Source organism: Desulfosporosinus paludis (genome assembly GCF_045689965.1).
GTDB lineage: Bacteria > Bacillota > Desulfitobacteriia > Desulfitobacteriales > Desulfitobacteriaceae > Desulfosporosinus > Desulfosporosinus paludis.
This window is the reverse complement of the sequence record NZ_CP144211.1, coordinates 1868969-1893643: the sequence shown is the minus strand read 5'-3', so window position 1 is coordinate 1893643 and position 24675 is coordinate 1868969. Positions and strand designations below refer to the sequence as shown.

At 42.7% G+C, this 24675-nt stretch carries 22 protein-coding genes; 17 read left to right on the top strand and 5 right to left on the bottom strand.

Features of this window, described 5'->3' with window-relative positions; all coding sequences use genetic code 11:
- Positions 1 to 1416 carry a sodium:solute symporter gene (locus tag VZF35_RS09600; protein ID WP_407314561.1) on the top strand — a complete coding sequence of 472 codons (1416 nt, stop codon included), beginning with the start codon at positions 1 to 3 and terminating at the stop codon, positions 1414 to 1416.
- 224 nt (positions 1417 to 1640) lie between these two features.
- Positions 1641 to 3119, top strand: coding sequence for an FAD-dependent oxidoreductase (locus tag VZF35_RS09595; RefSeq protein WP_407313093.1), 1479 nt, complete (start codon positions 1641 to 1643; stop codon positions 3117 to 3119).
- Positions 3120 to 3350: 231 nt separating this feature from the next.
- Here VZF35_RS09595 and VZF35_RS09590 read toward each other — a convergent pair whose 3' ends face one another.
- Positions 3351 to 3539 (bottom strand): hypothetical protein, encoded by a 189-nt coding sequence (locus VZF35_RS09590; RefSeq protein ID WP_407313091.1) that lies wholly within the window; start codon positions 3537 to 3539, stop codon positions 3351 to 3353.
- Between the two features lie 741 nt (positions 3540 to 4280).
- Between VZF35_RS09590 and VZF35_RS09585 the strand changes: the two genes are divergently transcribed.
- Both VZF35_RS09585 and VZF35_RS09580 read left to right on the top strand, forming a co-directional pair.
- A complete protein-coding gene (locus tag VZF35_RS09585) occupies positions 4281 to 4547 on the top strand; it encodes a hypothetical protein (RefSeq protein WP_407313089.1) in 267 nt (88 codons plus the stop codon).
- Positions 4548 to 4635: 88 nt separating this feature from the next.
- On the top strand, positions 4636 to 5112 hold the full coding sequence (locus tag VZF35_RS09580; protein ID WP_407314559.1) for a manganese catalase family protein: 477 nt from the start codon (positions 4636 to 4638) through the stop codon (positions 5110 to 5112).
- 246 nt (positions 5113 to 5358) lie between these two features.
- Here the strand turns inward: VZF35_RS09580 and VZF35_RS09575 are convergent, their stop codons facing one another.
- On the bottom strand, positions 5359 to 6525 hold the full coding sequence (locus VZF35_RS09575; protein ID WP_407313087.1) for an MFS transporter: 1167 nt from the start codon (positions 6523 to 6525) through the stop codon (positions 5359 to 5361).
- A 341-nt stretch (positions 6526 to 6866) separates the two neighbouring features.
- Between VZF35_RS09575 and VZF35_RS09570 the strand changes: the two genes are divergently transcribed.
- The 6 genes from VZF35_RS09570 to VZF35_RS09545 all read left to right on the top strand — a co-directional run bounded on the left by VZF35_RS09570 (position 6867) and on the right by VZF35_RS09545 (position 14751).
- Positions 6867 to 7472 carry a TetR/AcrR family transcriptional regulator gene (locus VZF35_RS09570; protein ID WP_407313085.1) on the top strand — a complete coding sequence of 202 codons (606 nt, stop codon included), beginning with the start codon at positions 6867 to 6869 and terminating at the stop codon, positions 7470 to 7472.
- Between the two features lie 118 nt (positions 7473 to 7590).
- On the top strand, positions 7591 to 8223 hold the full coding sequence (locus tag VZF35_RS09565; protein WP_407313083.1) for a flavodoxin family protein: 633 nt from the start codon (positions 7591 to 7593) through the stop codon (positions 8221 to 8223).
- 164 nt (positions 8224 to 8387) lie between these two features.
- Positions 8388 to 9500 (top strand): aldo/keto reductase, encoded by a 1113-nt coding sequence (locus VZF35_RS09560; RefSeq protein ID WP_407313081.1) that lies wholly within the window; start codon positions 8388 to 8390, stop codon positions 9498 to 9500.
- 13 nt (positions 9501 to 9513) lie between these two features.
- Positions 9514 to 10572, top strand: coding sequence for an NADH:flavin oxidoreductase (locus tag VZF35_RS09555; RefSeq protein ID WP_407313079.1), 1059 nt, complete (start codon positions 9514 to 9516; stop codon positions 10570 to 10572).
- Positions 10573 to 10948: 376 nt separating this feature from the next.
- Positions 10949 to 11422: a hypothetical protein gene (locus tag VZF35_RS09550; RefSeq protein ID WP_407313078.1), complete on the top strand. Its 474-nt coding sequence runs from the start codon at positions 10949 to 10951 to the stop codon at positions 11420 to 11422.
- Positions 11423 to 11694: 272 nt separating this feature from the next.
- Positions 11695 to 14751, top strand: coding sequence for a hypothetical protein (locus tag VZF35_RS09545; RefSeq protein ID WP_407313076.1), 3057 nt, complete (start codon positions 11695 to 11697; stop codon positions 14749 to 14751).
- Positions 14752 to 14983: 232 nt separating this feature from the next.
- Here VZF35_RS09545 and VZF35_RS09540 read toward each other — a convergent pair whose 3' ends face one another.
- Positions 14984 to 15460 (bottom strand): hypothetical protein, encoded by a 477-nt coding sequence (locus tag VZF35_RS09540; protein WP_407313074.1) that lies wholly within the window; start codon positions 15458 to 15460, stop codon positions 14984 to 14986.
- 441 nt (positions 15461 to 15901) lie between these two features.
- On the opposite strand from VZF35_RS09540, the gene VZF35_RS09535 reads away from it, so the two are divergent.
- Complete coding sequence (locus VZF35_RS09535) at positions 15902 to 16594, top strand: alpha/beta hydrolase (protein WP_407313072.1); 693 nt, start codon at positions 15902 to 15904, stop codon at positions 16592 to 16594.
- 147 nt (positions 16595 to 16741) lie between these two features.
- On the opposite strand, the gene VZF35_RS09530 is transcribed toward VZF35_RS09535, so the two are convergent.
- The gene (locus VZF35_RS09530; protein ID WP_407313070.1) at positions 16742 to 16963 is read right to left on the bottom strand and encodes a CC/Se motif family (seleno)protein; all 222 of its coding nucleotides are present in this window, start codon (positions 16961 to 16963) and stop codon (positions 16742 to 16744) included.
- 109 nt (positions 16964 to 17072) lie between these two features.
- On the opposite strand from VZF35_RS09530, the gene VZF35_RS09525 reads away from it, so the two are divergent.
- Genes VZF35_RS09525 through VZF35_RS09515 form a run of 3 tightly spaced genes read left to right on the top strand, consistent with a single transcriptional unit; the run spans position 17073 to position 20220 of the window.
- Positions 17073 to 18269: a WYL domain-containing protein gene (locus tag VZF35_RS09525; protein WP_407313069.1), complete on the top strand. Its 1197-nt coding sequence runs from the start codon at positions 17073 to 17075 to the stop codon at positions 18267 to 18269.
- Complete coding sequence (locus VZF35_RS09520; protein WP_407313067.1) at positions 18256 to 19242, top strand: helix-turn-helix transcriptional regulator; 987 nt, start codon at positions 18256 to 18258, stop codon at positions 19240 to 19242. Before VZF35_RS09525 ends, VZF35_RS09520 begins: the two co-directional genes overlap by 14 nt.
- 48 nt (positions 19243 to 19290) lie before the next feature.
- Complete coding sequence (locus VZF35_RS09515; protein WP_407313065.1) at positions 19291 to 20220, top strand: 3'-5' exoribonuclease YhaM family protein; 930 nt, start codon at positions 19291 to 19293, stop codon at positions 20218 to 20220.
- 38 nt (positions 20221 to 20258) lie between these two features.
- On the opposite strand, the gene VZF35_RS09510 is transcribed toward VZF35_RS09515, so the two are convergent.
- Positions 20259 to 20957: a hypothetical protein gene (locus VZF35_RS09510; RefSeq protein WP_407313064.1), complete on the bottom strand. Its 699-nt coding sequence runs from the start codon at positions 20955 to 20957 to the stop codon at positions 20259 to 20261.
- Positions 20958 to 21207: 250 nt separating this feature from the next.
- On the opposite strand from VZF35_RS09510, the gene VZF35_RS09505 reads away from it, so the two are divergent.
- The 3 genes from VZF35_RS09505 (at position 21208) to VZF35_RS09495 (ending at position 24651) form a co-directional block, all read left to right on the top strand.
- Positions 21208 to 21969, top strand: coding sequence for an acyl-[acyl-carrier-protein] thioesterase (locus VZF35_RS09505; RefSeq protein WP_407313063.1), 762 nt, complete (start codon positions 21208 to 21210; stop codon positions 21967 to 21969).
- 31 nt (positions 21970 to 22000) lie between these two features.
- Positions 22001 to 22459, top strand: a complete 459-nt coding sequence (locus VZF35_RS09500; protein WP_407313061.1) for a pyridoxamine 5'-phosphate oxidase family protein — start codon at positions 22001 to 22003, stop codon at positions 22457 to 22459.
- A gap of 269 nt (positions 22460 to 22728) precedes the next feature.
- Entirely contained in the window at positions 22729 to 24651 is a 1923-nt protein-coding gene (locus VZF35_RS09495) for a PAS domain S-box protein (RefSeq protein WP_407313059.1), read from the top strand.
- Positions 24652 to 24675: the final 24 nt, after the last annotated feature.

Below are 24675 nucleotides of genomic sequence, written 5' to 3'. Positions count from 1 at the left end.
ATGACGTTTACTCCTGGATTTATCATCGGTATAGCTATCACTCTTATCGCTTTTACTATTGTAGGGTTATACGCCGCGCGTCTGGTTAAGTCTGAGGAAGATTTTTCTGTGGCTGGACGACGGGCAAGCTCGGCGACCGTGGCAGGAATCCTGATGGGAACCTTTTTTGGAGGTGGTTCCACGTTCGGCACTGCGCAGTTGGCTTTTACGAATGGTCTTGACGCATTGTGGTTTACTCTTGGCGGTGGTATCGGCGTGGTCATCCTGGCGCTGACGATGTCCCGGCGGTTACGCGAGAGCGCTGTGGCAACAATCCCGCAGTTCCTGGTGGGCACGTACGGTGACACCATTGGCCCAATTGCCAGCATCTTCTCTTCGATAGGAACCTTTCTAGCTATCGTGGCGCAAGGTCTGACGATAGTGGCCCTGCTGGGCTCCCTTTTTGGGATGAGTCCGATACCGGCTCTGCTGGTGGGAATCGTATTTGTGCTGATTTACGTCTTTTACGGTGGTGTGTGGGGTGCCGGTCTCATCGGGGTGCTTAAAATCGTCCTGGTATTCCTTGCCGTTGTGATTTCCGGAGCGATGGCCTACCATATGGTTGGCGGTCTCTCCGGACTGACCGCAAAGTTTCCCCCGTTCCCCTGGTTCTCGCTTTTTGGGCGTGGTTTTAAAGTGGATTTTGGGAATCTATTTTCCCTCGTGGTAGGAGTTATTACTACTCAGACTTACGTTCAGGCGATCCTTTCCGGCAAAACGGTTAAAGAATCCCGCAATGGAGCGTTGATCTCCGGCATTCTGATTGCCTTGGGCGGTTTTGGTGGTGTCCTGGTAGGCATGTTCATGCGTGCCAACTTTCCACACACTCCGTCAGACCAAGTGTTGCCGATCTTTATTATGAAGTTTTTCCCTCCCCTGGTGGCAGGGATCTTCATAGCGGTCTTTTTTGTCACCATTCTCGTTACCTGGTCCGGTCTGACCCTTGGTGTGGCGACCATGCTGGCCAAGGATATCTATAAAAAGTTGGTCCGTCCTCAGGCTCAAGACCGCGAGATGATTTTGGTACAGCGGTTGTTGGTCTTTGTGGTGAGTTCATTATGCATCTTCTTTGTCAGCGGCAACCTGAAGTCCATGATTCTTAGCTGGAGCTTTTTTTCCATGGGCTTGCGAGGCTGCACAGCCATGGTTCCTATGATTGGCGCCCTGTTTTTCCGTCGCTGGGTAACCCCGTGGGCCGGAATCATGGCAGCCGTTCTGGGGCCGGTGGCGGACCTTGCCTGGCACATTCTCTACCCCAAAGGCCTGGATCCGCTTTACGTTGGTCTGCTGGCAAGCCTGCTTGCCATGGTTGTTATTAGCCTGTTCAAAAAAAGAAGTATCGGTAACACACCTGATTTGAGTGACATTCAAATGTAGCAGGACATTGCCACGTAAGAACAGGTAAGTGGGGGGCAATGACATCTCATATATTGAGTGAATTGAGTGATGCTCAACAATGCCACCGAGCCTTGGCTTCGGGAGGATGGTCTACCGCCGCTGAAGCCAGGACTTACAGTTCAATAAACTTTGAAAAACTCCGGGTGTATTACAACATATTGGTTCGTTAACCGAACACCAATGGGAAAGAAAGGAGCACACCGATGATTAAAACTTTGAAAAAAGAGATTAAAAAAGTTGCAACCGATGTCGTAGTTGTCGGGGGAGGAACTGCGGGTTTTGCAGCCGCCATTGCAGCTGGAAGAAACGGTGCTAAGGTTATACTGATTGAACAGCATGATTATCTGGGTGGTACTCTTTCTGGTGGCATGGTCAATATGATCCGTTCCATGCGCCACATGCAAGGACCTAGTGATGCAAACGACAAAAAACTTAAGATCGCAGCGTATGAAAGTTCATATGTCGATCAGCAGCTTGTTTATTCCATTGCCCAGGAATTTGTTGACCGGATGATAGATGCAGGTTCTGCATGGGGAATAAGAGGACAGGCAGCAGCTCGACAGTTTTTTGATCCTGAAATGGCAAAGGTAGTTATAGAAAAAATGCTTGTAGAAGCAGGGGTGGATGTCTGGTTTTACTCCCAGACGACGGACGTTCTAAAGTCAGGTAAATCGGTAGACGGAATTGTCGTCGAAAATCTTGAGGAACGTATAGAGATTGCCGCCAAGGTAACCATTGACGCTACCGGTAACGGGGATGTATGTGCCAATGCCGGAGCCAGTTTTGAACTGGGAAATCCCGATGACGGCCACTGCCAGCCTCTCACCCTGTATTTCACTATCGGTAACATAGATTTTGATAGAACCTTGAAGTATATGCAAGAAGCTGCCAATGATATCGGACGAGATTATGTTGATAAGATTGCCAAGCTTAAGGAAGAGGGCAAGCCCCTTACCCTGATTCCATTCAAGGCAAAGATAAGGGAAGCCCTGGAAAAAGGTGAGTACCCTATACCCTATAACGCAGAGAAGGTTGTTCTGGAAACTCTTACTTATATGATCCGTCCACAGTTCAAGAACGGGAAAATGCGCTACAACATCGTTTCCGCCAACCTTGACATGGCATACAATGTCGATGCCACCGACCGTAAGCAACTTACAAAGGCAACGATAGCAATGAGGGATATCGCGGTTAGGATGGCTGCTTTCTATCGAAAGTATATTCCCGGATTCGAGGATTCCTATCTTGGATATACCGCGCCTTTCGTTGGTATCCGGGATACCAGGCGCATCATAGGTGATTATTTCCTCAGCTCAGAAGATGTGCTGTCCGGTAAGGCATTTGAAGACGGAATTGGCCGCTATGGTAGCGTAGTTGATGTACATGATAAAAATGCCGGAAAAAAGGAGATTATGCTGCTTGAAGTCGGGGGAAAAGGATGGTTCCACGTTCCCTACCGTATCATGCTCCCAAAAGGGCTGGATAATATACTGGTTGCAGGCAGATGTGTATCTGCAGATCATATTGCGCAAGGTTGCACTCGCTCACAGGCAGCCTGTATCTTGACGGGACAAGCTGCTGGGACCGCTGCCACTTTAGCAATAAAGTCGGGTGTAAAACCGAGAGAGGTGAGTATTTCCGAGCTTCAGAAAGTACTGATTCAGCAAAATCAGATCATCTAATAACTCGCATTCTGCGTGTTAAAGATTACCGATTACCCTTTTTCACTATTTCACGATGAGATGACATTAAACCCTGGTACTTAGAGCTTCACCACCAACGATCTTTGAAAACGCGACATCGAAAGGCCTTATAAAAGGAAGCTTTGGCCTTCCAATGCGTTCTGGAAACCCTTTGCTAGACCGGTTATCATACCCGCCCATCCCACCCACAAGAGAGAGAATGGGTAAAAGCTATGTCTGTAAAATACGATTTGCTTTAAACAACATTGCATTGAAGCGGCTCCAAGTAACCTTGGCAGGGTCATAGCCGGCCCACTCCACTATTCCAACGGCTTGAAACAGCAGGTTTCTTGGAAAGTAGCGCGTGACGTCGGCGATCAAAACCTCGATCAGGCAGAAGATCTCCATGATGGTCTGCACAGAGGGTCTGTTTTCTTGTTGCCGGACAGTCGCACTGCCTGCCCCGTCTCTTTCAGGGCCTTGCGCAACCGGTACTCGAGATAGGATGCGATGAGCTGCCGGCCAGATTCAGCAACAGCGACAGAGATTGTTTCCTTGTGAACGTCTAAACCTACGTATTTTGTGTCATATTTCATGGTACCGGCTCCTTTCGTATGTAGCTTGTATTTGGTTTTTAGTGTAACCAAACATAACCTACGGATTACGAAACGGGGCCGGCCTCGTTCATTATAACTATGAAGACTGTAATCACTCTTTCTCTGCCTCGAGAGTGTTCATCTACGACATTCTTAATGGTTTTTCGACAATAATAAAGAAGAATGCCCCAAGTCAAATTGGACTTTCTTCTTTATCTGAAACGGGTTACTGATCTTCTCTAACTGCCCCACAGACAAACCCCTTCATCACCGTCAATGAATAATGTCATGTCTGATAAGTGGAAAGAGCAAGTAGAAGGCTGAAAATACGCTAGTTTAGGAAGGCAATAAGTACAAAGAGAAGCTTAGGTTAATATAAAATGAACCTGGGCTTTTTTCTTTTATTAGATAAACAAGTTATTTGAGAAAAGGAAAATGTATTAAAATATTTAAATAGATCGAAACCTTAAAGAATTTGATGAATTATGTTGAAACGGTTAAAATAGAGCGTTATATAAAGAAATATTGTATTTTTTTGGATTAGATATATTTAAGGGGGATGAGGATGGGAATAAGGATTAAGCTCTTAATTTTCGTTACGGTTGTATTTGTTTTTGGAGTAGTTTCTGTTGGTAGTTTTTCTATCTACAGAATTTATAATGAAGTGATAAATTCTTCTCATGAAAAACTTAATTCTGATCTTAAGTTAGGCCAAGCTTTTTTAAACGAGAAGCTACCAGGAGAATGGTCTACTCATGATGGAAGTTTGTATAAAGGTAACGAAAAGTGGCAAGCACTACGGTATGTGTTCCGCCGCTTACTCAAGTTGTAAGCTTCCCGTCATCCATATACCGGTACCATATTGTTTCCGCAAATTCATTAATTATAATCAGTAGCTAGGAATCTAATATTGGTAAGACATTGTTACCTTTGTAGATGATAGTGAACTGTCATCGTCGATCCAGTACTTAAATCATCGTTCCAATATGACCAATCGATATGTTCGAGACTTACTTGGCTTAATCGCAGCAGAAGAATTAGGGCATATGGAGTTGATTTCTGTGGCCATTATTAAATTGGGAGGGCCACCGCTCAATTGTGTCAATTCTCAGGGCGCTCCATGGGTATTGAACTATATTGATCAAAGTGTTGACTGTATAAACATGCTGCAGGTAGATGTACAGGCAGAAGCTCGGGCCGCCCTTCTGTATCAACAACATTTAGAATCAACTTCAGACCAAAATATGAAAAGAATGATCAATTTTTTAATCACCAGAGAAGGGGTACATAAACGTTTGCTGCAAAAAGCACAGGTACTGCTCAAGGATAATGGGTCTTCAGAAGAATTCAATGAATTGATTTATGAGTATAAGATGAGTTTGCAGGTTCTAGAATAACGGAACTACCCATGAAAAAGAGTCTTAGACACTTTGTGGATGAAGTGTTTAAGACTCTTTCTGGACATATCAGTAGCCCAGAAACGGTACTACGGAGATTTCAATTTAAAAGCCAAGATCAATCCTTTCTTTTTAACATATCGTTCACGGTGCGTTCCTGTTATCTATAGGCCCTGTATCAAAAACAGGCATAATAATGGCTCTCTTAGAAACCCGACTTTGATGCATTATTTAGATTGTTTACTGTTAAGCTTCTCTAAATAGAGTACTAAACTTATACATAGTCAACACAAAAACAGAACAGCTTAGGGCGAATACAGCCATGACTGAAAATGAGAAAATTTTAGAAGAATGATCTACCAAGATACCCATAACTATGGGGCCAAAGGTAATACCGAGCGAGTATATCGATTGATAAAAACCCATAGCCGTAGATTTTTTATCCGCGTCAAAGCCTCTTACAGCAATGGCCATAAGAATTGCTGTAAGTATGCCCGCACCAAACCCACCAACAATTTGGAGCGGAAAGAACCAGATGGGCTCAGGAGCAACAGCCACTCCTGCACAATACACCGCAAGTAAAACAAAGCCTAAAGCTATATTATTCTTTTCGCCAAGCTTTCTCGATGCCTTTGTGCTTACGAAATAAGAACCTATAATATTCATCACGCTAAATAATACATAAATGACACCAAGTTGTAGCCCTGTCGCTCCAAGCTCTTTTGCTGTACTCGTTGTAAAGGAGTACACTGTCCCAAACATTAAAAACCAAACAAAGCCGCCCAAAAGAGAGACTATTAATAGCCTTTTATTCTTCATCACTTTTACAAGACTGGCGGCAGTAACATTTGTTCTGCCCGCATTCTCAGGTTTGATAAATAGCGAAAGAATGCAGCCGGCCATACCGAATACAAAACTTAAAATAAACAGCGAGCGAATGCCGAACTGCTCAAAGAACACCCCACCGAGTAAAAAAGCAGCTAAAATACCAACGTTTTGAAGAGAGGTGACGAGGCCTATAGCTTTCGTACCCTCAGATTGATCATAGTACGAAGAATAAAGTAATGTAAATGAAATCCATGTTGACGAAGCGACTCCCGATAGGGCGTTAGACGCAAACAGCAAGCTAGGTGAACCAAAAAGAATTATCATTATGGAAGAAGTGCCAGCTAAGAAAGTTCCTATAATTATAAAGATTTTGTGATTTCCTATAATATCAGTGATAATTCCAAGAGGGATTCTTAAAAGCAGTTGGGTAACTCCGTATGCTCCAACAATAACTCCCACAACTGTTGCCGTTATGGAAAGAGATAGGAGGTAGGGTGTAAGAAATGGTATGTAAACATATTGCGCAAACCAAAATAGAACTGTGATCGTAGCTAATAGACTTCTTTTAGACTTTATGCCAGACATGTTATTACCTCCTAAGTGAAATTAGTCATTTGTTAGTATAACACAATTAAGTTTGAGTATCTTTTAAAATCTGTCATAAAACAGGTTTTACAGTTGACCCCAAAAATAGAAGATTCCGAATGACTACTTAAGTCCTTTGATTTTGTATGAGTCTAGTAATAAATAGTATCTTAACTTCGGCGATCATGGGCGGATCTTATATATTACGGTTGTTTTTACAAAATGTAAGAGGTTATAATACCCTTGCTAGCGTCGTTTCCCAAGATCGATAAAGGAGAATTGACATAAAAAATATAATAACTTAAAATTGTACCAAGCGGTTGGTATGGAGGTAGATACACGTGACAAGTAAACGCCAGGAAATCATCGAGGCCGCAGCAGGGCTCATGGAATCTAATGGCTATGAGAATACGAAACTTAGCGATATTTTAGAGGCAAGCGGAGCTGGTAAGGGGCAGTTTTATTATTATTTCTCTTCCAAGCGGGATTTGGGTCTTGCTGTAATCGATTATTTCTTTGCCGCTTTCAAGAGAGAGTTGTTGGGCGGCATTCTTGGTTCCAAAGGAGATCCTGAAACGAGACTAAATGAAATGCTGGAATGGATTATCTCTTTCCACCAGTCCAGGCAGGCGAAGTGTGGCTGTGTTTTCGGTAACCTGGCTTTGGAGATGAGTGAGCATGATGAGGAATTTCGTCAAAAGGTCAATGAGGTTTTCAAAGTTTGGGCGGATAGACTAGGGTCTGTCTTGGAGGAAATGCTTGAAATTTCTGGTTCTGCCAATCCGATCGAAGCGGGACAGCTTGCACAGACTATCGTCGCCATGATTGAGGGCGGCATCCTGTTGATGAAGAACAATCAGGATATTGAAATTTTAAGAGACATGATTAAATGGATACGGTATTTAGTCGGTACATATGCCTCAGAGAATGCCATACCGTTAAAATAGAATATCCTTAACGGCAGGCAACTTCATTTTAAAGTCGTTTGTCTATATTATTTTTGTACCGGATGGTAGGTACAATAAAGATAATTATTCTAAAACATTTATGAAAGGGGCAGTAAGAATGATCTTAGGAATCAGTGCGAGCGGTAGGAAAGACGGTGTGACAGGTGAAGGTGTCAAAGCTATTTTGGAGGCGACTGGGCTCCCTTACGAATACGTATCACTGGCAGGAAAAAAAGTTGGTGGCTGTATAGGCTGCACGCTTTGTGCATCTGACAACACATGCAAAGTTCGTGACGACTGGAATGAGATTGGGGAAAAGATGAGGGCAGCCGATGCGATTGTTTTCGGAGCGCCTAATTATTTCGGGCGGATGAATGCGTTGGGGCATGCCTGCTGGGAGAGGACTTTCAGCTTTCGGCACAGGGAAATTTTTAATTTGGCTGGAAAGCTTGGGGTGATTGTCAGTACGGACTACAGGGGAAGTAATTTTGTTAAGCCGGAGATTGAGGACTTCATGTTGCGGAACAAGATGGCAGTTGTAGAAGCTTTACAGATAGATGGCTATTCCCAGTGCTACACCTGCGGCTACGGTCAGAACTGCGGCGTGGGCAATGTCGTCAGACAGCACGGTTTCCTTGATGAGATCAAGTCTGAACAATTTCCACCACATTTCAAGGAGCAACCGGAGGCTGTCTTTCATGCTGGAAGAATCGGTAAGATATTGGGTTCCATGTTAAAAGACCGTGAGTAAACTTAAATATGCTCTAGGACATTTGTGAATAACCTCAAAAGATTACCAAAAGCTATTCCTAGAAAGGGCGGCTTTCAGATAGGTTCTTTTTTCTCTTGACTTAAAGTATACTTTAACTTTTATACTATGTTCAATGAAATAAAAAAGAACAGGGTGAGAGACATATGAACTATATACAATATGGAAAAACAGGGCTTAAAGTTTCTAAATTCGGGTTAGGTTGCATGAGATTCCCGAAAGATGAAAAAGAAGCAATTGAGATGGTTCGGTATGCTATCGACAACGGGGTAAATTATCTGGACACTGCCTTTGTCTATCAGGACAGTGAGATCATTACCGGAAAGGCGATGAGGAATGGCTACCGGAATAAAATCTATCTGGCCACCAAAAGTCCGATCTGGAATATCACAAAGCATGAGGATTTTGAAAAATATCTGGATCAAGAATTAATGCGCCTTGAGACTGATCACATTGACGTTTATCTTCTTCACAATATGAATCCTGGCAATTGGGAGGCAGTTAAGAAATATGACGGCTTTACATTCCTTGATAAGATGATTGAGAAAGGGAAAATCGGGCATAAGGGTTTTTCGATTCATAACTCCCTGACGGCGTTTAAGGAAGTCGTCGACTCATTTGATTGGGAAATGGCACAGATTCAGCTTAATATTCTCGGTGAAACTATGCAGGCGGGCGTTGAGGGCCTCCGCTATGCGGCCAATAAGGGTCTTGCAGTGGTCATTATGGAGCCGCTGATGGGAGGATACCTACTTAACAACGTCCCTGCCGAAGTTGATGAGTTGATTCGGTCTCATCCAGAAAAACGTTCCCTTGTTGAGTGGTGTTTCCGGTGGCTTTATAATATGCCGGAGACATCTGTAATCTTGAGTGGAACCAGCAGCTTGGCCCAGCTAAGAGAAAATCTTCGGATATTTGACCATGCCACACCGAATGTAATGTCAGGTGAAGATCAGGAATTTATCCACAAGATACGCGATGCCTTTGAGGCCAAAAAAAGTATTGGCTGCACAGGGTGCTGGTACTGTATGCCCTGTCCCCACGGCGTCGCCATACCAGAAGTTTTCAAGCTCTATAACAGCTATCAGTTGATGAATGACCCTCATGACAGACTTATGTATCAGAGCAGGATTGTACCATTTGGATCTGGCGCAGATCAGTGCCTATCTTGCGGAATCTGTGCACAACATTGTCCGCAGGGGCTGAAAATTCCTGAGTTGCTTAAGACAGTGCATGAGGAATTGTCGGTATTAGCATAAAGGACGGTAGATAATGAAAAGCATGTTTGAACAAACACAGATCGGCAACATGAAAATGAAAAACAGGCTGATCCGAGCGGCGACAGGCGATCGCTATGACATAAACGGCCATCCGACGGAGGGGGACCTGAGAGTTTACGAGTCCCTTGCCAAAGGCGGGATTGGCACAATTATCACCGGTTTTGCTTATGTTGCGGGATATCCCCACAACCCAAGAATGTTTGGCATATATGATGATTCTTTCATTCCAGAGTATAAAAAACTGACGGAAATGGCACATCGATATAACGTGAATATTATTCTCCAACTGGTTTATTGCGGCTCTAGTACGACGATTGATTTAGTAAAAGGAAATGCGTTGGGTCCAAGTGCCGTGGAAAATATTAATACGAAAAAAACACCGGTTGAAATGACGAAACAGGATATTCAGAACGTGAAGCAAGCATTTTCCGATGCAGCCTTTCGAGCGAAGAAGGCCGGCTTTGACGGGGTAGAGATTCATGCTGCTCATGGTTTATTACTCAGTCAATTTTTGACGCCTTATTACAACCGAAGAACGGATGAATATGGCGGAAGTGATGAGAACTGTGCTAGGATTTTGGTGGAAACTTACAAACTGATTCGAGAGAAGGTCGGGCCAGATTATCCGGTTTGGGTTAAAATCAATTGCAAAGACGGAATTGAAAACGGTATCACCTTCGAGGGTTTCCGTATGGTGTTCGAGCAGTTGAGTGAGGCTGGAGTCGACGCTATAGAAGTAAGCGGAGCATGGCTTCAGTCTCATCCGAAGGATGAATTCTATTACAAAGACAGCGTCACTCAGGCGGCCGAAGGGGCGTTGGCAAGAGGGAAAACAAAGATTATTCTCACCGGAGGCAATCGGGATTTTGACGCCATGACGCAGGTGCTCAATGAAACACCGATCGAATATTTTGCGCTGAGTCGCCCTTTGATCGCCGAACCAGACCTTGTAAACCGCTGGGAAAGCGGAGACACTTTTCGTTCAAAATGCATCTCCTGCAACGGCTGCATTCGGCAAAAGCAAGGGTTAATGTGCACTGTCAATAATTGATGAGCATGTTATTTTGAAATCGAAGGACATCAGGTTTGATTTTTGAATGGAGCATTGCCTAATTTATTTATAAAAAGACTTTAGACCCTTCCCTAATGAAGTGCCTAAAGTCTTTTTAGTTCTGGACTGTTATTTCAGGCTAGGCACGACAGTTAACGTTGCAGTAGCTGAATCATAGTCAGTTATGACTATTGAGGAGAGTGAGTCAAGATCAACGCCTCTATTTGGAGTTAAAGTAAGCAAACCATTATGCTCAGTAGTGGAAGGAATGTATATTTGCATTATCGATAAGTGCAATCATGAATATATTCAATAAAACTTTGTTAAACTAGTGCAAGATGTATATGAATTGATTTAATCGAAGGCAGGATTTTTTATGATTTCTACGTTTTTTTATCCGACGTATATACTTGTAGCGTTTATTGTTGTAGTTATAGCTATCCCTAGAGAAGATTTAAAAGAGTATTTTACTTATGCCATGATTTTCGGAGGGCTAGGTGATATAGTTGCAGTAGGTTTATTTCAAAATCTATTTCACATTATTTGGTTTAAAAATGCCGGAATTTTTAATGTTTTAGGTCAAAACCTACTTTCTCCTCCCAGTTGGATTCTTACAGTTATGATTTTTCTTCGATTTTTCCCGTCGCAAAAAGTCTTTCGATACATTTATGTTCTGGGATTTGCCGTATACAGTGTTGCATATGGCTATTTGGTTCATAATGTTGATTTATTTGATTTCAGACCTTGGTATTATCCCTTTTTTGCTTATATCACTTTTTTAGCTTGGTGGACAATCATCTCTTGGGTATTTATCAGGACTAGTACTCTTGCTCAAGGAGATATTCTTTAAACAATAGCAAGTCTGAAAAACCTCTTCAAAGCATTGGAGGTTTTTTTTATTGCCCTTAATAGCGAATTTCAAGAGCATATAAAAACCTTGGCAAATGGTCGTTAAAACCGTTTTTGCTCAGATGCAATCAATCCTTAAATCAATGTTTAAACAAATTTATACCGAATTGATTTAGTTAAAGATTTCCTTAACTCGGGAAAAAGTAATGTTCTGGGAGATTAATGCCGATATATAATTAAACGTATTCTTTTCGAGAGGAGAAATGGAGAGAAGTGATTAATCAGTTTCGAATTTCCATGAAATCTTGGTTAAAGTTGATTTTAGTCGCTTTTATATTAGTGACGTCACTTGCATCATGTATATTAATTGGGTCTAAAGCGGCTTATGCAAATACGACCGCCGCTCCCGGAAGTGCTCCGTTAACCACAAAAATAACGGTGACACCTCTGAAGAAAGGGGACACATTTCAAGTTCTGATAAGTGCTTCGGCGATAACCACGCTGCCGGTCACCGGTGGAGACCTTCCGACAGGAACCACGGCCTATACATCGGGCAGTGATCTAACGGGTGTGGATGCCACAACCAATAAGTATGTCGACGTGTATGAAGTCGACACAAGCAGTAAGATTGTGGCGTTTAAGGAGTTCAACCTGACAGTCGGCAATATTGCAGCCCCAGTCTTGGAGACGGCACCCACTGTAGCGATGGGCACTTCGGCCCAGAGTGTAAAATTAGCCCTAACTCCGAACAACAGTGAGGACACCTTCAAAGTACAGGTAGTCAGCAAAGCTGCGAAAATACCAGGTGTTGAGGTAGCAGCAAGCGGAAAGGCGTATACAAGCGGCAGTGACATAACAGGTGTAGATGCCACTAAAAATAAGTATGTTGACATTTATGAAGTGGACGGAAGCGGGAAGATTGTTGCCTTTTCCGAGATTATAGTGACAGCTGGAAGCATTACAGCCCCTTCACCGACAGCCGCAACAGCAGCTCCCGGAAGTGTTCCGTTAACCACAAAAATAACAGTGACACCTCTGAAGAAAGAGGACACATTCCAAGTCTTAATAAGTGCTTCGGCGATAACTGCGCTGCCGGTCACCGGTGGAGACCTTCCGACAGGAACCACGGCCTATACATCGGGCAGTGATCTAACGGGTGTGGATGCCACAACCAATAAGTATGTCGACGTGTATGAAGTGGACGGAAGCAGCAAGATTGTGGCGTTTAAGGAGTTCACCCTGACAGCCGGCAATATTGCAGCCCCGGTCTTGGGAACGGTACCCACTGTAGCGATGGGCACATCGGCTCAGAGTGTAAAATTGGCCCTAACTCCGAACAACAGTGAAGACACCTTTAAGGTACAAGTTGTCAGCAAAGCCTCGAAAATACCGGGTGTCGGAATTGCAGCAAGCGGAAAGGCGTATACGAGCGGCAGTGACATAACGGGCGTGGATGCCACTAAAAATAAATATATTGATATTTATGAAGTGGACGGAAGCGGGAAGATTGTTGCCTTTTCCGAAATTATAGTGACAGCTGGAAGCATTACAGCCCCTTCACCGACAGCCGCAACAGCAGCTCCCGGAAGTGTTCCGTTAACCACAAAAATAACAGTGACACCTCTGAAGAAAGAGGACACATTCCAAGTCTTAATAAGTGCTTCGACGATAACTGCGCTGCCGGTCACCGGTGGAGACCTTCCGACAGGAACCACGGCCTATACATCGGGCAGTGATCTGACGGGTGTGGATGCCACAACCAATAAGTATGTGGACGTGTATGAAGTCGACACAAGCAGCAAGATTGTGGCGTTTAAGGAGTTCACCCTGACAGCCGGCAATATTGCAGCCCCGGTCTTGGGAACGGTACCCACTGTGGCGATGGGGACATCAGCCCAAAGTGTAAAATTGACGCTAATTCCGAACAACAGCGAAGACACCTTTAAGGTGCAGGTCACCAGTAAAGCTGGGAAAATACCAGGTGTTGGGGTAGCAGCAAGCGGAAAGGCGTATACAAGCGGCAGTGACATAACAGGTGTAGATGCCACTAAAAATAAGTATATTGATATTTATGAAGTGGATGGAAGCGGGAAAGTTGCTGCTTTCTCCGAAATTACGGTAACAGGCGAAACCATTACGGCACCTTCACCGACAAGCGCAACTGCAGCTCCCGGAAGTGCTCCGCTAACCACAAAAATAACAGTGACACCTCTGAAGAAAGGGGACACATTTCAAGTTCTGATAAGTGCTTCGGCGATAACCACGCTGCCGGTCACCGGTGGAGACCTTCCGACAGGAACCACGGCCTATACATCGGGCAGTGATCTAACGGGTGTGGATGCCACAACCAATAAGTATGTCGACGTGTATGAAGTCGACACAAGCAGCAAGATTGTGGCGTTTAAGGAGTTCACCCTGACAGCCGGCAATATTGCAGCCCCAGTCTTGGGAACGGCACCCACTGTGGCGATGGGCACTTCGGCCCAGAGTGTAAAATTAGCCCTAACTCCGAACAACAGTGAGGACACCTTCAAAGTACAGGTAGTCAGCAAAGCTGCGAAAATACCAGGTGTTGGGGTAGCAGCAAGCGGAAAGGCGTATACAAGCGGCAGTGACATAACAGGTGTAGATGCCACTAAAAATAAGTATGTTGACATTTATGAAGTGGACGGAAGCGGGAAGATTGTTGCCTTTTCCGAGATTATAGTGACAGCTGGAAGCATTACAGCCCCTTCACCGACAGCCGCAACAGCAGCTCCCGGAAGTGTTCCGTTAACCACAAAAATAACAGTGACACCTCTGAAGAAAGAGGACACATTCCAAGTCTTAATAAGTGCTTCGGCGATAACTGCGCTGCCGGTCACCGGTGGAGACCTTCCGACAGGAACCACGGCCTATACGTCGGGCAGTGATCTGACGGGTGTGGATGCCACAACCAATAAGTATGTCGACGTGTATGAAGTGGACGGAAGCAGCAAGATTGTGGCGTTTAAGGAGTTCACCCTGACAGCCGGTAATATTGCAGCCCCGGTCTTGGGAACGGTACCCACTGTAGCGATGGGCACATCGGCTCAGAGTGTAAAATTGGCCCTAACTCCGAACAACAGTGAAGACACCTTTAGGATACAGGTTGTCAGCAAAGCCTCGAAAATACCGGGTGTCGGAATTGCAGCAAGCGGAAAGGCGTATACGAGCGGCAGTGACATAACGGGCGTGGATGCTACTAAAAATAAGTATATTGATATTTATGAAGTGGACGGAAGCGGGAAGATTGTTGCCTTTTCCGAAATTATAGTGACAGCGGAAGAGATAACAGCGCCCTCATTGTAATTAAGTCAGTATTAATTCATAATACGTTAAGAGTATTTGCATCCAAAAGCATAGCCTCTGATTCAAAAAACGGGTTCTCAGAAGAATTTGGTTAAAGCTAATGTGCCCATTATTTAGATGAGCAGAGTTTCCTTGCATCATTGGAATCGTGAAAAAGAGTCTTGGATACTTCGTGGATGAAGTTTCCAAGACTCTTTTGGGAATATTAGCATCAGCTTTGAAATGAACAGTTTTAAGCAGGAAGTTTATTGTAGTAATTTCGATAGACTAATGCAGAGCCTGTAAACCATACGACAAATGTTATAATTGTGGCTATCACACCATGAGTATCACCATAATTGAATTTGAAAAACCCCAGATTTTGTTCGACAAAACCAAGCATTACCGCAAAACCACTAAATCCTATAATGTACGGGACTAGAAATTCAATTCTAAAGGGTAGGAAGAATAAAAAGAGCATCCAGACAAATGTAAAGGCTATCGGTATAAAAACTGGAATTCCAAATGCTTCAAGAGGGCCTGCGATATATGAAAACTCTCCTAACAAATTACCAATAAAGATAATTGTCATAACATCTATAACCCCACCTAGAACAAAACCGAATATCAAGAACTTCTTATATTCTTGTCTGGGGATAAAAATCAAAGTTGGAATACCTAGAGCAATAGCTAGACCAGGCCAAAATATGAAATTGAGATCAATCGTCACGGTATCACCTACCCGTTTTAGTATCTTGATTAGTTTTACATAATGCCAATTATTTATTCATCTATCTTCGATAAATAATTGTGGGAATGCTTTTGGATTAGATTAGACAGCTTTCCCCTTACTTCTCAAGGAAGCTATGAGATGATTAGGTCGTAATGAGGGGTTATCTGGGCTGACCCAAAACGATGTTGATGTCAAATAAAAGCGTAGATCGACACTTAGAGGATGATCAGCGGTTCAGAGTGATGTAGTTAATTAATCGCCGCAGAGGTATACGAAAACGTTCAAGTATGATGATATACAGAATACAAACTCAGAAGATGACTGGAGTGTGTCTCGAAAAAAGAAAGATGTTAAAGAGGTTATTAAAGAATTTCCCAATCAGGTGATAAGTAGTTTAAACAAAAATTTTGGCTAGATGACAATGGGGGGTAAGGCTCGATGGACTCGCTGGACAGTAAGAAAAAGAAATGTTTGATCATTCATGGGTTTGGCGGTGGGTTACACGAAGTGAAGCCTTTGGCCGAATATCTGACTGGTCTTGGTTACGATGTTGTCTGCCCTATATTAAAGGGTCATTCAGCCACACGAGAAGATATGAGAAAGGCAACTTATAAGGACTGGATAGATTCTGCAGAACATGAATTTTTAAAGCTAAAGGAGAAAGGTGGAGAAATTGTCCTAATAGGGTTCTCAATGGGGGGCCTGATTGCTTTCAATCTTGCCTGTAAACATGATATCAAGGCCATTGTAACCATCAATACTCCTATCTTCTATTGGAATATAAACCGAGTGCTTCTTAATCTATTGGATGACCTAAAAAGTAAAAGGTATAACCATATCAAGAGATATTTACAAGCCAAAAACAACTCGCCATTTTTGGCGATGCTCCAATTTTTGCTGCTATTGCACCAAACAAAGCCAAAATTAGAGAAAATATATTGTCCTATTCTTACTATTCAAGCAGAAGATGATGACACGGTAAAAAGAAAGAGCGTGGATTATATTCATAAACATGTATCTTCGGATAGGAAAAACATTAGATATATTGATAATGGTGGACATTTGATTCTTCTGAGTTCGATGGCTGGAAGGGTATTATTATGTGTTGAAGATTTCTTGCTAGAGCAATAAATTGATGTTACTTTAATTTTGTTATTATGGGAGGGAATTAATCTGAGAACTATTATCAGAGAATGTGAGATAGAGGATTATGACTACCCTATACCTAGTCGGAAATAATAAGTACCTTGATAATTCCAATTCCATGGGCATCTATGGTTAATTCGGTTTGCAGGCCAGATTTCGGTCATAATAGACAGTAATTCCATCGACGGTATAAACGTTGAATTTTTTGGGTTTTGACGGTCTTCCCTTGCGCACGGCCGGAGAAGTAGTTAGTGGAATACAACATTGGGAGTCGTCAAAGTGTTCAATATAAAGCTCCGTTTTCTCAGATCTGTGAAGGAATTCTTTAGCCTTATGTGTAATCTTAATCCGCATGATTGAATTTTGGCTTGGATTCACTATGAACTCATCTCCTCAAGGTTGATTTTACAGTCTGATTCTAGCAAGTGTAAATTTTGGCGGCAAGGGACTGGGGGGTATATTGTTGGATAAGTTAACTCGGCAGCGAGAAATTGTCAAATATATTGCCATTGAACCATGGGGCTATACCGGCTTAAGTTTGGCTAAGAAACTTGGAGTAAATCCGGTAACTGTGCAACGGGATTTGGACGAATTAAAGGATAACGGCTATATCTTTAAGCAGGACCCTACAGGTAAGCTTTACTTGCAGGTGGGTGGTTGGAATGGATTACTGCCTGTGAATAAAGCGACTCTTCGGCAAATGGGAATTTTACGGTTACTGACGGCAAATCCTCAAGGGTTAACGATAAGAGACCTATACCAGAGATTCAATCGCCAGGATGAAGAAGAGGTCAGCAGTAAAACTTTAGAACGAGCTGTAAAAGATTTGGAAAAAAAGAATCTCATTAAACGCCAAGCTGAGATGTATCTGGTTTGTTCGGAGCATATGCTCCTTCCGCTTCAGCTTTCGGATCAGGAAAAAATTCTTCTTTTTGAGGCCCTAAAAGTTGCACGGGCTTTGGCTCCAATCCCTGAAGAGATGAAATCGCTTGAGGCTAAACTCAAACTTAGAATAGGAGACCATTCTCGACATCGTGAAACTATGTTTGTTCAAGGCAGAACTCCCACTCAGGATATCCATTGCAGTCAGTGCTGTATGGAACTTGAGGAAGCGGCAAGGTGTAAAAACAGGGTCAGGATACTTTATCGCAAGGAAGGGGAACCAGCCCGAGAACTTCAGCTAAACCCGCTGGGAATTGTCTATTATTGGGTTCTGGACAATTGGTATCTTGTCGCGCAAGATGAACAGGATCAAACGATAAAAACTTATCAAATTAACCGCATTCTAGATGTAATTAGGCTAGGAGAAACGTTTTGCCCTGTAGAAGGGTTTGATTTGCAGACCTGGTATAAGTATGCTTGGGGAGTGTATAGAGATAACCATCCCAAACAGGTAAAGATTCGTTTTTATGATCATTTTTCTACGTTAAACCGGGTAAGAATGGAGCTTGGGAAACGTCAAACTTGCACTTTAACAGAGGACCGTGGAAGTCTTTTGATGACGGACCAGGTGGAAGGGCTTGACGAATTGGCAGTTTGGCTGCGAGGGTTTGGTGCAGGAGCAGAGGTACTTGAACCTGTAGAACTTCGCCAAAAAATGAAGGACCAATTCACACAGCTCTTGCATTTGTATGGAGGTAATGCGGATGGACATGATTGAGCGCCTGGAAAAGATTATGACCTTGATCGAGGCCCATCCGGAGGGGTTATCAGGGAGAGATTTATCAGAAGCCTGCGGTGTTCCCTGGGGGACCATGAAACAGGATTTGAAAGCCTTGGCCTTTTCCCCGGATTATACCATTCCCTTGTATACGGATCACGATGAAGACTTGGATGAGAGTGAGGAAAATCTGTTAAAGCCAGAGGTGAAATGGTTTCTTGGAACAGCCGAAAAACGTTTTACTCCAGTGCATCTAAATGTGCGAGAGGCACTGGGAGTCCTGGGGACCTTAGAGATACTCCGAGAAGAAAACGCTCTCAAAGAAGGTTTGAGACAGAAGATTTTATCGGGATTCGATCTGGGTGAAGAAGTGACCTATCGCTACATAAAAGGGGAATTTACACCTTTAGACCCTATTAAGGGTGAAACCTTCTCGTGTATTGAGAACGCAATTCGTGGCAGCCGACGCATGACCATTACTTTTAAAGGTCGAGTTATTAAGGTGGACCCCTTAGGAATTGTCTACTATTCTCGATTAAGGAAATGGTATCTTGTCTCAAGACAAGGAGAGACGATCAAGAATTACAACCTAAACAACATTACCGAAGTCAGTGAAACGAATGAGGGCTTTGTTTATCCGGAAGGATTTTCTTTGAAAACGTGGTTTGGTCCTCGCTGGGGGATGGAATATGGAGAGCTGCTGCAGGTGAAAGTGCGCTTCCTTAATCGTTCCCAAACTTTGGCGAAGATGCGCAAAGACATAGCCCATAGAAGGAGTGAGCTAACAACGCTGGAGGACGGGTCTGTCCTTTTTCAAGATGACATTATCGGAGTCAATGAATTTATTAGCTGGATATTAGGCTTTGGGTCAGCAGCTGAGATCTTGGAGCCTGTTGAACTGAGAGAGCTTATCCTGGAACGTGTCCGCAGTACTTTGGAGAATTACTCAAAAAACAAATATTTGTCGCTCTAATCTTGTACAATTGTTTTAATAAGGGATGTAATAGAGAGGATGTACTTAATGCTGAAAGAATGTAAGAATGGGGAGCGATTTGAGGGAATCGTCTTGGTTAATGAATGGAAGGAGGTCCCTTTTCGCCAAAAACCAGGTGCATTTCTTTCTTTGACGTGTCAAGATCGATCAGGTGTGATGCAAGCTAAGATGTGGGAGTATCAACCCCAGATTCTTACATGGTTAAGGGATCAAGATATTTTTTTTATTCAAGGAGTCGCTTCGGAATATAGAGGCGTGCTGGATCTTACGGTTGAAGAAATACGAATGATTCCCAAAGAAGATGTGGATTTGACAATGTTATTGCCCTGCTCCCCAATACCCGAGGTTGAGTTAGAAACCCGCCTAAGAGCACTTTTAAATAAGATTCACAGCCCAGAGCTTCAGAAGCTGTTAAGACAGTTTCTAGATAATCCAGAGTGGGGAACGGCTTATCGACAGGCTCCTGCCGCTGTAAAAATCCATCAAGCCTATTTGCGGGGACTTTGGGAGCATAGTGTTAGAGTGGCGGAACTGGCGAATGGAATTGCAGGGCATTTTCTGAGCATGGATCAGGATTTGGTTCTTGCTGGGGCACTTTTACATGATGTTGGTAAGATAGGGGAGTATTCCTACGACCGGGGGATTAAGTTTACGACGGAAGGCAGGTTGTTAGGTCACATTGTAATGGGCTTGGAGCTTCTTTCTGGGGAAATTGCTAAAGTTTCAGGGTTTCCTCAAGAGTTGCGCTATAAATTGCTGCATATTCTTTCTAGTCATCATGGAAAATATGAATGGCAATCCCCCAAACGGCCGAAGTCGATGGAAGCCTTAGTGATCCATTACGCAGATGTTATGGATGCAGAACTATATCAGTTTGAACAGGCAAAAGCCAATTACCCCGAAGATGAGTGGTCTCCATATATCCCGAGCATGGAGCGTTACCTGTATCTGAAATAACTGGAAAGGCGCATTATCAGGTCACATACACTGAGCTGTTATTGGCTTGCCTCTAACTGATATTCCCAGAAACGGTTTGCTATGAGTCGTAGGCAAAAAGGATGTTGTCCCCAGGTATCAATGTCGTCGAGAGATAACATTAAGGCATAGGATTGCTGACATATGTGGAGGAGTGGGTAATGCTTCGCGATATAGGCTAGGACGGATAGGATAGCCTCACATCGTTCAGGACGAAATAAGTTCTGAATGTAACGGCGGCTGTGTGGCGTGAGGCGAAATCGGGATAAATCAGAGGATAGGGGTTTGATTTCATTAACAGGAAAGGATATCACATTAAATTGCGGCAAATCCGCCAAAACATCGGCAGTATCTAAGAATTGGGTTAAATGTTCTTGAATTTCGAACGGAGGGAATGAAAAAATCCCAGGTGTTGCGGCCAAGATACAAATACGAAGCAGGTTGGCATTAATAAGTTTATTACCTTCAAATAGGCCAGGAGAATGCTTGGACAGATATCGGATCAGTGTGCCTATCATTTCGTTTCCTTGGCAGGCTAAATGCTCCCAATAGGGTAAAAGTCTAGGAATATCATCGGCAAGTGACGGTTCAAGCTGGTCAAATAATTGGTATTCTATCATTGTATTAAAAGATTCGGACGTTGGATTCGCAAGCAAAATCCGCCGCAATTCTGGATGGATCGCTACTGAAGCAGATGGTTTCTTTTCTAGGTGATTCATCGAAGGCACCTCCCCCGTTCGTGAATAGTGTAAAAGTAATTCTTGGCAGTAGTTTATGTTGATAGCAGGGTTCTATCCTATGTTTTATGTTACTTTAATAAAACACTCGTCAAAAAACTTTAAACAAAAAGAAGACCTCGTCAAAACGAGCGTCTTCTTATAAAGATTTAGGATTTTTCTGGAATTCCTTAATGTTTGAGGATTATAATATGGGTGAACTTAAACTGAGAAACGAGTGGGTGAGTTACTGATGATAAATCAAAATTTCAAGATGGAATTTGAAGTTCACTTTCATGAAGTTAATCCTCACGAAGAGGCCACACCTCTGACAATGTTGTATTATTTAGAAGATACGGCCATTGCCCATTCTGAGGCAGTTGGCTTTGGGGTTGGACGTTTAAAAGCAGAAGGGCTAGCTTGGATACTTAACCGCTGGCATCTCCAGATAGACCATTATCCCAGACAAGGTGAAACCGTGACGATTGAAACCTGGCCTTCAAATTTTGAGCGGTTTTATGCCACAAGGGAGTTCCTAATCAGGAATTCTAAGCAAGATATCATAGGCCGAGCTTCTTCCTTGTGGATATTTTATAATCTTTTGAAGAAACGTCCTTTACGAGTGTGGCCGGAATTTCAAGAAGCCTATGGTTTGAATTCAGCAAGAGCGATTGAGGACACTTTTGCGGCATTTAATAAAGAAGAGACGAAAAATGAAGAGGTGAAAGTTTTTTCAGTCCGAAGAAGTGATATTGATACCAACGGGCATGTGAACAATGCCAATTACCTTCAGTGGATACTTGAAGCGGTCCCTGAAAATATCTATCAAGAGTGTTATCTTTCCTCTCTGGAAATACTGTATAAGAAAGAAACCACCTACGGATCCAAGATTCACTCTCATTGTGTGCTCGATCGAACGGAGGACTTAAACTTTGTCTGTAACCATCAAATACTCGGAGAAGATTCAGGTCTCGAACTGGCTTTAGCTAAAACAGCTTGGGTACCAAGATCTTAAATAAATAATAAATTTGAAATGAGGAAATACCATGCGACGAGAGGACAAGGAAATTACAGAACAATACGCTTTAGATGAAATTATGAAAAAGGCTCAGGTGTGTCGTTTGGCCGTATCTTATAGGGACATGCCCTATATTATCCCCATGAGCTTTGGTTATGCAGAACGAGTGCTATACTTTCATTCCGCCCCTGAAGGTTTAAAACTGTTGATACTTCGAGAGAATCCTCAGGCTTGTTTTGAGGTGGAAGTTGATACTCAGGTTCTCCCGGGAAAACTGGGATGTGATTGGACAATGCGGTATCAAAGTGTTATAGGCTTTGGTGAGGTTCAATTTATCGAAGATTTCCAAGAAAAGCGACAAGCTATTCAAATAATTATGCAGCAATATACAGATCAGGAAGTTCTGTACAACGACGAAGCTTTATCTAAAGTAACGTTGTTTAAGTTAAACATTAATACTATGACCGGTAAAAGATCTGGGTATTAGGTCATAAATTCAGACACATGCGCCGAGGCCGGGATTAAGGGCTGATTTTTTGGAACTAATGACAAACCATGGCATAATGCGTATATTGTCGAATAATAATTTTACATGTTAGCCGTAACTATGAATTGCATTAATTTGTAAATTTATGTACAAATTACGAGAAATTCTTTATAGAGGATAATTTAGAAAGAATATAGAATATAGTCTTGAGGTCTCTTGAGATTAATTTATTTCTTAAAATTAAATATCCTTTTGAGAGAGTGATTGTAATGTCCGAAGGTAAGAAAATTTTAGAACTCGAACAAAAAGTCGCAAACCTTGAAATCACTTTAAGTAAGCTGCAGGAAGACAATGGAGTCTGGGATAGAATCTTTAGAGATAATTACTGGGGTATGATGATTTGTGATGCTATCAGTGGTGAATTAATCAAAACTAACCCCAGTTATGAAGAAATGCATGGTTATGGCCCATCAGAACTAATTGGCAGAACGGTCTACGATGTTTTCGCCCCAGAATGTCATAAAGACTTACCGGATATTGTGCGAAGTATTCATGACTACGGTCATTGCACCTATAAAACAGTTCATATTAGAAAAGATGGAAGTCGATTCCCTGTCCATACTGACAGCTATGAAATAGCGATTCATGGGAAACGCTTAAGGGTTGTCTCAGTTTGGGATATTACGGAGATTGATCAGAACGAAAAAGAGTTGGCTCTTTATAGGGAAAGTCTGGAGGATTTGGTCAAATCCCGTACGGATGATCTGGAACGGGCGTATGAGCAGCTTCGAATTGAGATGATTCAGAAAGAGGCTGCTGAAAAGGAATTAGCGAAAGCTAATCAAGAGATGATCGATACTATGGAAAGTATTAGCGACGGGTTTATCGCTGTAAACCGCCAATGGGTTATAACTTATACCAATCTAGCCATTTCTCGAGCTCTTCAAATGCAGGGCATGCCAGCGAACTTAGTTGGATCTGTTTTTGGGACAGCGATTTGGCAGCAGGATCCAATAATTTGGGATTCTTGCCAGAGTGTTATGAAAGATGGATATCCCAAACGATTTGAGCTTTATTCCAAGCTAATTGGGCATTGGATCGAATTTAGTATTTACCCAAGAGAGAGCGGGATCTCAATTTTTATGCGTTTCATTGATGACCGAAAGAAGCTCGAAAAAATGGTTGAGGAAGAGCATCTTCGCCTCTACACCCTTTTCAACGCTTTCCCAGGTCTAATCTATGTACTTGAAGAAAATTATACGATACGCTTTGCCAATCATAGTTTTCAAGAAAAGTTTGGGCACTGTAAAGGGCAAAGCTGCCATAATGTCATTGCGGACTCGAATCATCCTTGTAGTGATTGTGTAATTCCTTTAATTGTAAAAAATTCAACTCCATCGAGAAATGAGCGGGTATATAATCATCGATTATATGAGATTTATTCGCAGCCTTATACGGATAGTGATGGAACAAGGTTGATTTTTTTAGTTCTTATTGATATCACAGATCGTAAAAATGCTGATCGGGAATTTGTACGTTTAGAACGATTAAATATGGTTGGAGAAATGGCCGCAGGAATCGCTCATGAGGTGAGGAACCCCTTGACGACAGTACGCGGCTTTTTACAGCTTCTTGCTTCTAAGGATAATACTCAACCATATTATGATTATTTTAAAATCATGATAGAAGAACTGGACAGAGCGAATCTCATCATCACGGAATATTTAAGTTTAGCGAGAGATAAGCCCGCTGATTTCTCACTTGTAAATCTGTCAAAGATTGTAAGATCATTGGTGCCGCTTTTAAGCGCAGATGCGCTTAATCAGGACAAAGAAATCAACCTCGAATTGGAGTTAGTCCCAGATATCCGGGGGAATGAAAATGAACTTAGACAGTTGCTTTTGAACTTAGCCAGAAATGGCTTTGAGGCCATGAAACCTGGAGGAGAACTAACCATTGAGACGTGGGAAACGGATCATTGTGTGATCCTGAGGATTTCGGACCAAGGTGAGGGTCTTGACCCAGTCTTTATTGAAAAAATTGGGACTCCATTCTTAACGACCAAAGAGCGGGGCACTGGTTTAGGGTTAGCTATATGTCAGAGCATTGTAGTACGCCATAATGCGGTTATGGAATTTGATTCAGACTCGTCGGGGACTACAGTATGCATCAAATTCCCAGTCATTAATTAAGCAACAATTAATATCATGGAGTTT

What these genes read in the sequence shown, in the direction of transcription:
- VZF35_RS09555 (WP_407313079.1), top strand. Translation starts at nt 9,514, where the DNA reads ATGAAAAGCATGTTTGAACAAACACAGATCGGCAACATGAAAATGAAA.
- VZF35_RS09505 (WP_407313063.1), top strand. Translation starts at nt 21,208, where the DNA reads ATGATAAATCAAAATTTCAAGATGGAATTTGAAGTTCACTTTCATGAA.
- VZF35_RS09565 (WP_407313083.1), top strand. Translation starts at nt 7,591, where the DNA reads ATGATCTTAGGAATCAGTGCGAGCGGTAGGAAAGACGGTGTGACAGGT.
- VZF35_RS09500 (WP_407313061.1), top strand. Translation starts at nt 22,001, where the DNA reads ATGCGACGAGAGGACAAGGAAATTACAGAACAATACGCTTTAGATGAA.
- VZF35_RS09530 (WP_407313070.1), bottom strand. Translation starts at nt 16,963, where the DNA reads ATGCGGATTAAGATTACACATAAGGCTAAAGAATTCCTTCACAGATCT.
- VZF35_RS09510 (WP_407313064.1), bottom strand. Translation starts at nt 20,957, where the DNA reads ATGAATCACCTAGAAAAGAAACCATCTGCTTCAGTAGCGATCCATCCA.
- VZF35_RS09495 (WP_407313059.1), top strand. Translation starts at nt 22,729, where the DNA reads ATGTCCGAAGGTAAGAAAATTTTAGAACTCGAACAAAAAGTCGCAAAC.
- VZF35_RS09560 (WP_407313081.1), top strand. Translation starts at nt 8,388, where the DNA reads ATGAACTATATACAATATGGAAAAACAGGGCTTAAAGTTTCTAAATTC.
- VZF35_RS09550 (WP_407313078.1), top strand. Translation starts at nt 10,949, where the DNA reads ATGATTTCTACGTTTTTTTATCCGACGTATATACTTGTAGCGTTTATT.
- VZF35_RS09520 (WP_407313067.1), top strand. Translation starts at nt 18,256, where the DNA reads ATGGACATGATTGAGCGCCTGGAAAAGATTATGACCTTGATCGAGGCC.
- VZF35_RS09585 (WP_407313089.1), top strand. Translation starts at nt 4,281, where the DNA reads ATGGGAATAAGGATTAAGCTCTTAATTTTCGTTACGGTTGTATTTGTT.
- VZF35_RS09600 (WP_407314561.1), top strand. Translation starts at nt 1, where the DNA reads ATGACGTTTACTCCTGGATTTATCATCGGTATAGCTATCACTCTTATC.
- VZF35_RS09575 (WP_407313087.1), bottom strand. Translation starts at nt 6,525, where the DNA reads ATGTCTGGCATAAAGTCTAAAAGAAGTCTATTAGCTACGATCACAGTT.
- VZF35_RS09595 (WP_407313093.1), top strand. Translation starts at nt 1,641, where the DNA reads ATGATTAAAACTTTGAAAAAAGAGATTAAAAAAGTTGCAACCGATGTC.
- VZF35_RS09515 (WP_407313065.1), top strand. Translation starts at nt 19,291, where the DNA reads ATGCTGAAAGAATGTAAGAATGGGGAGCGATTTGAGGGAATCGTCTTG.
- VZF35_RS09535 (WP_407313072.1), top strand. Translation starts at nt 15,902, where the DNA reads ATGGACTCGCTGGACAGTAAGAAAAAGAAATGTTTGATCATTCATGGG.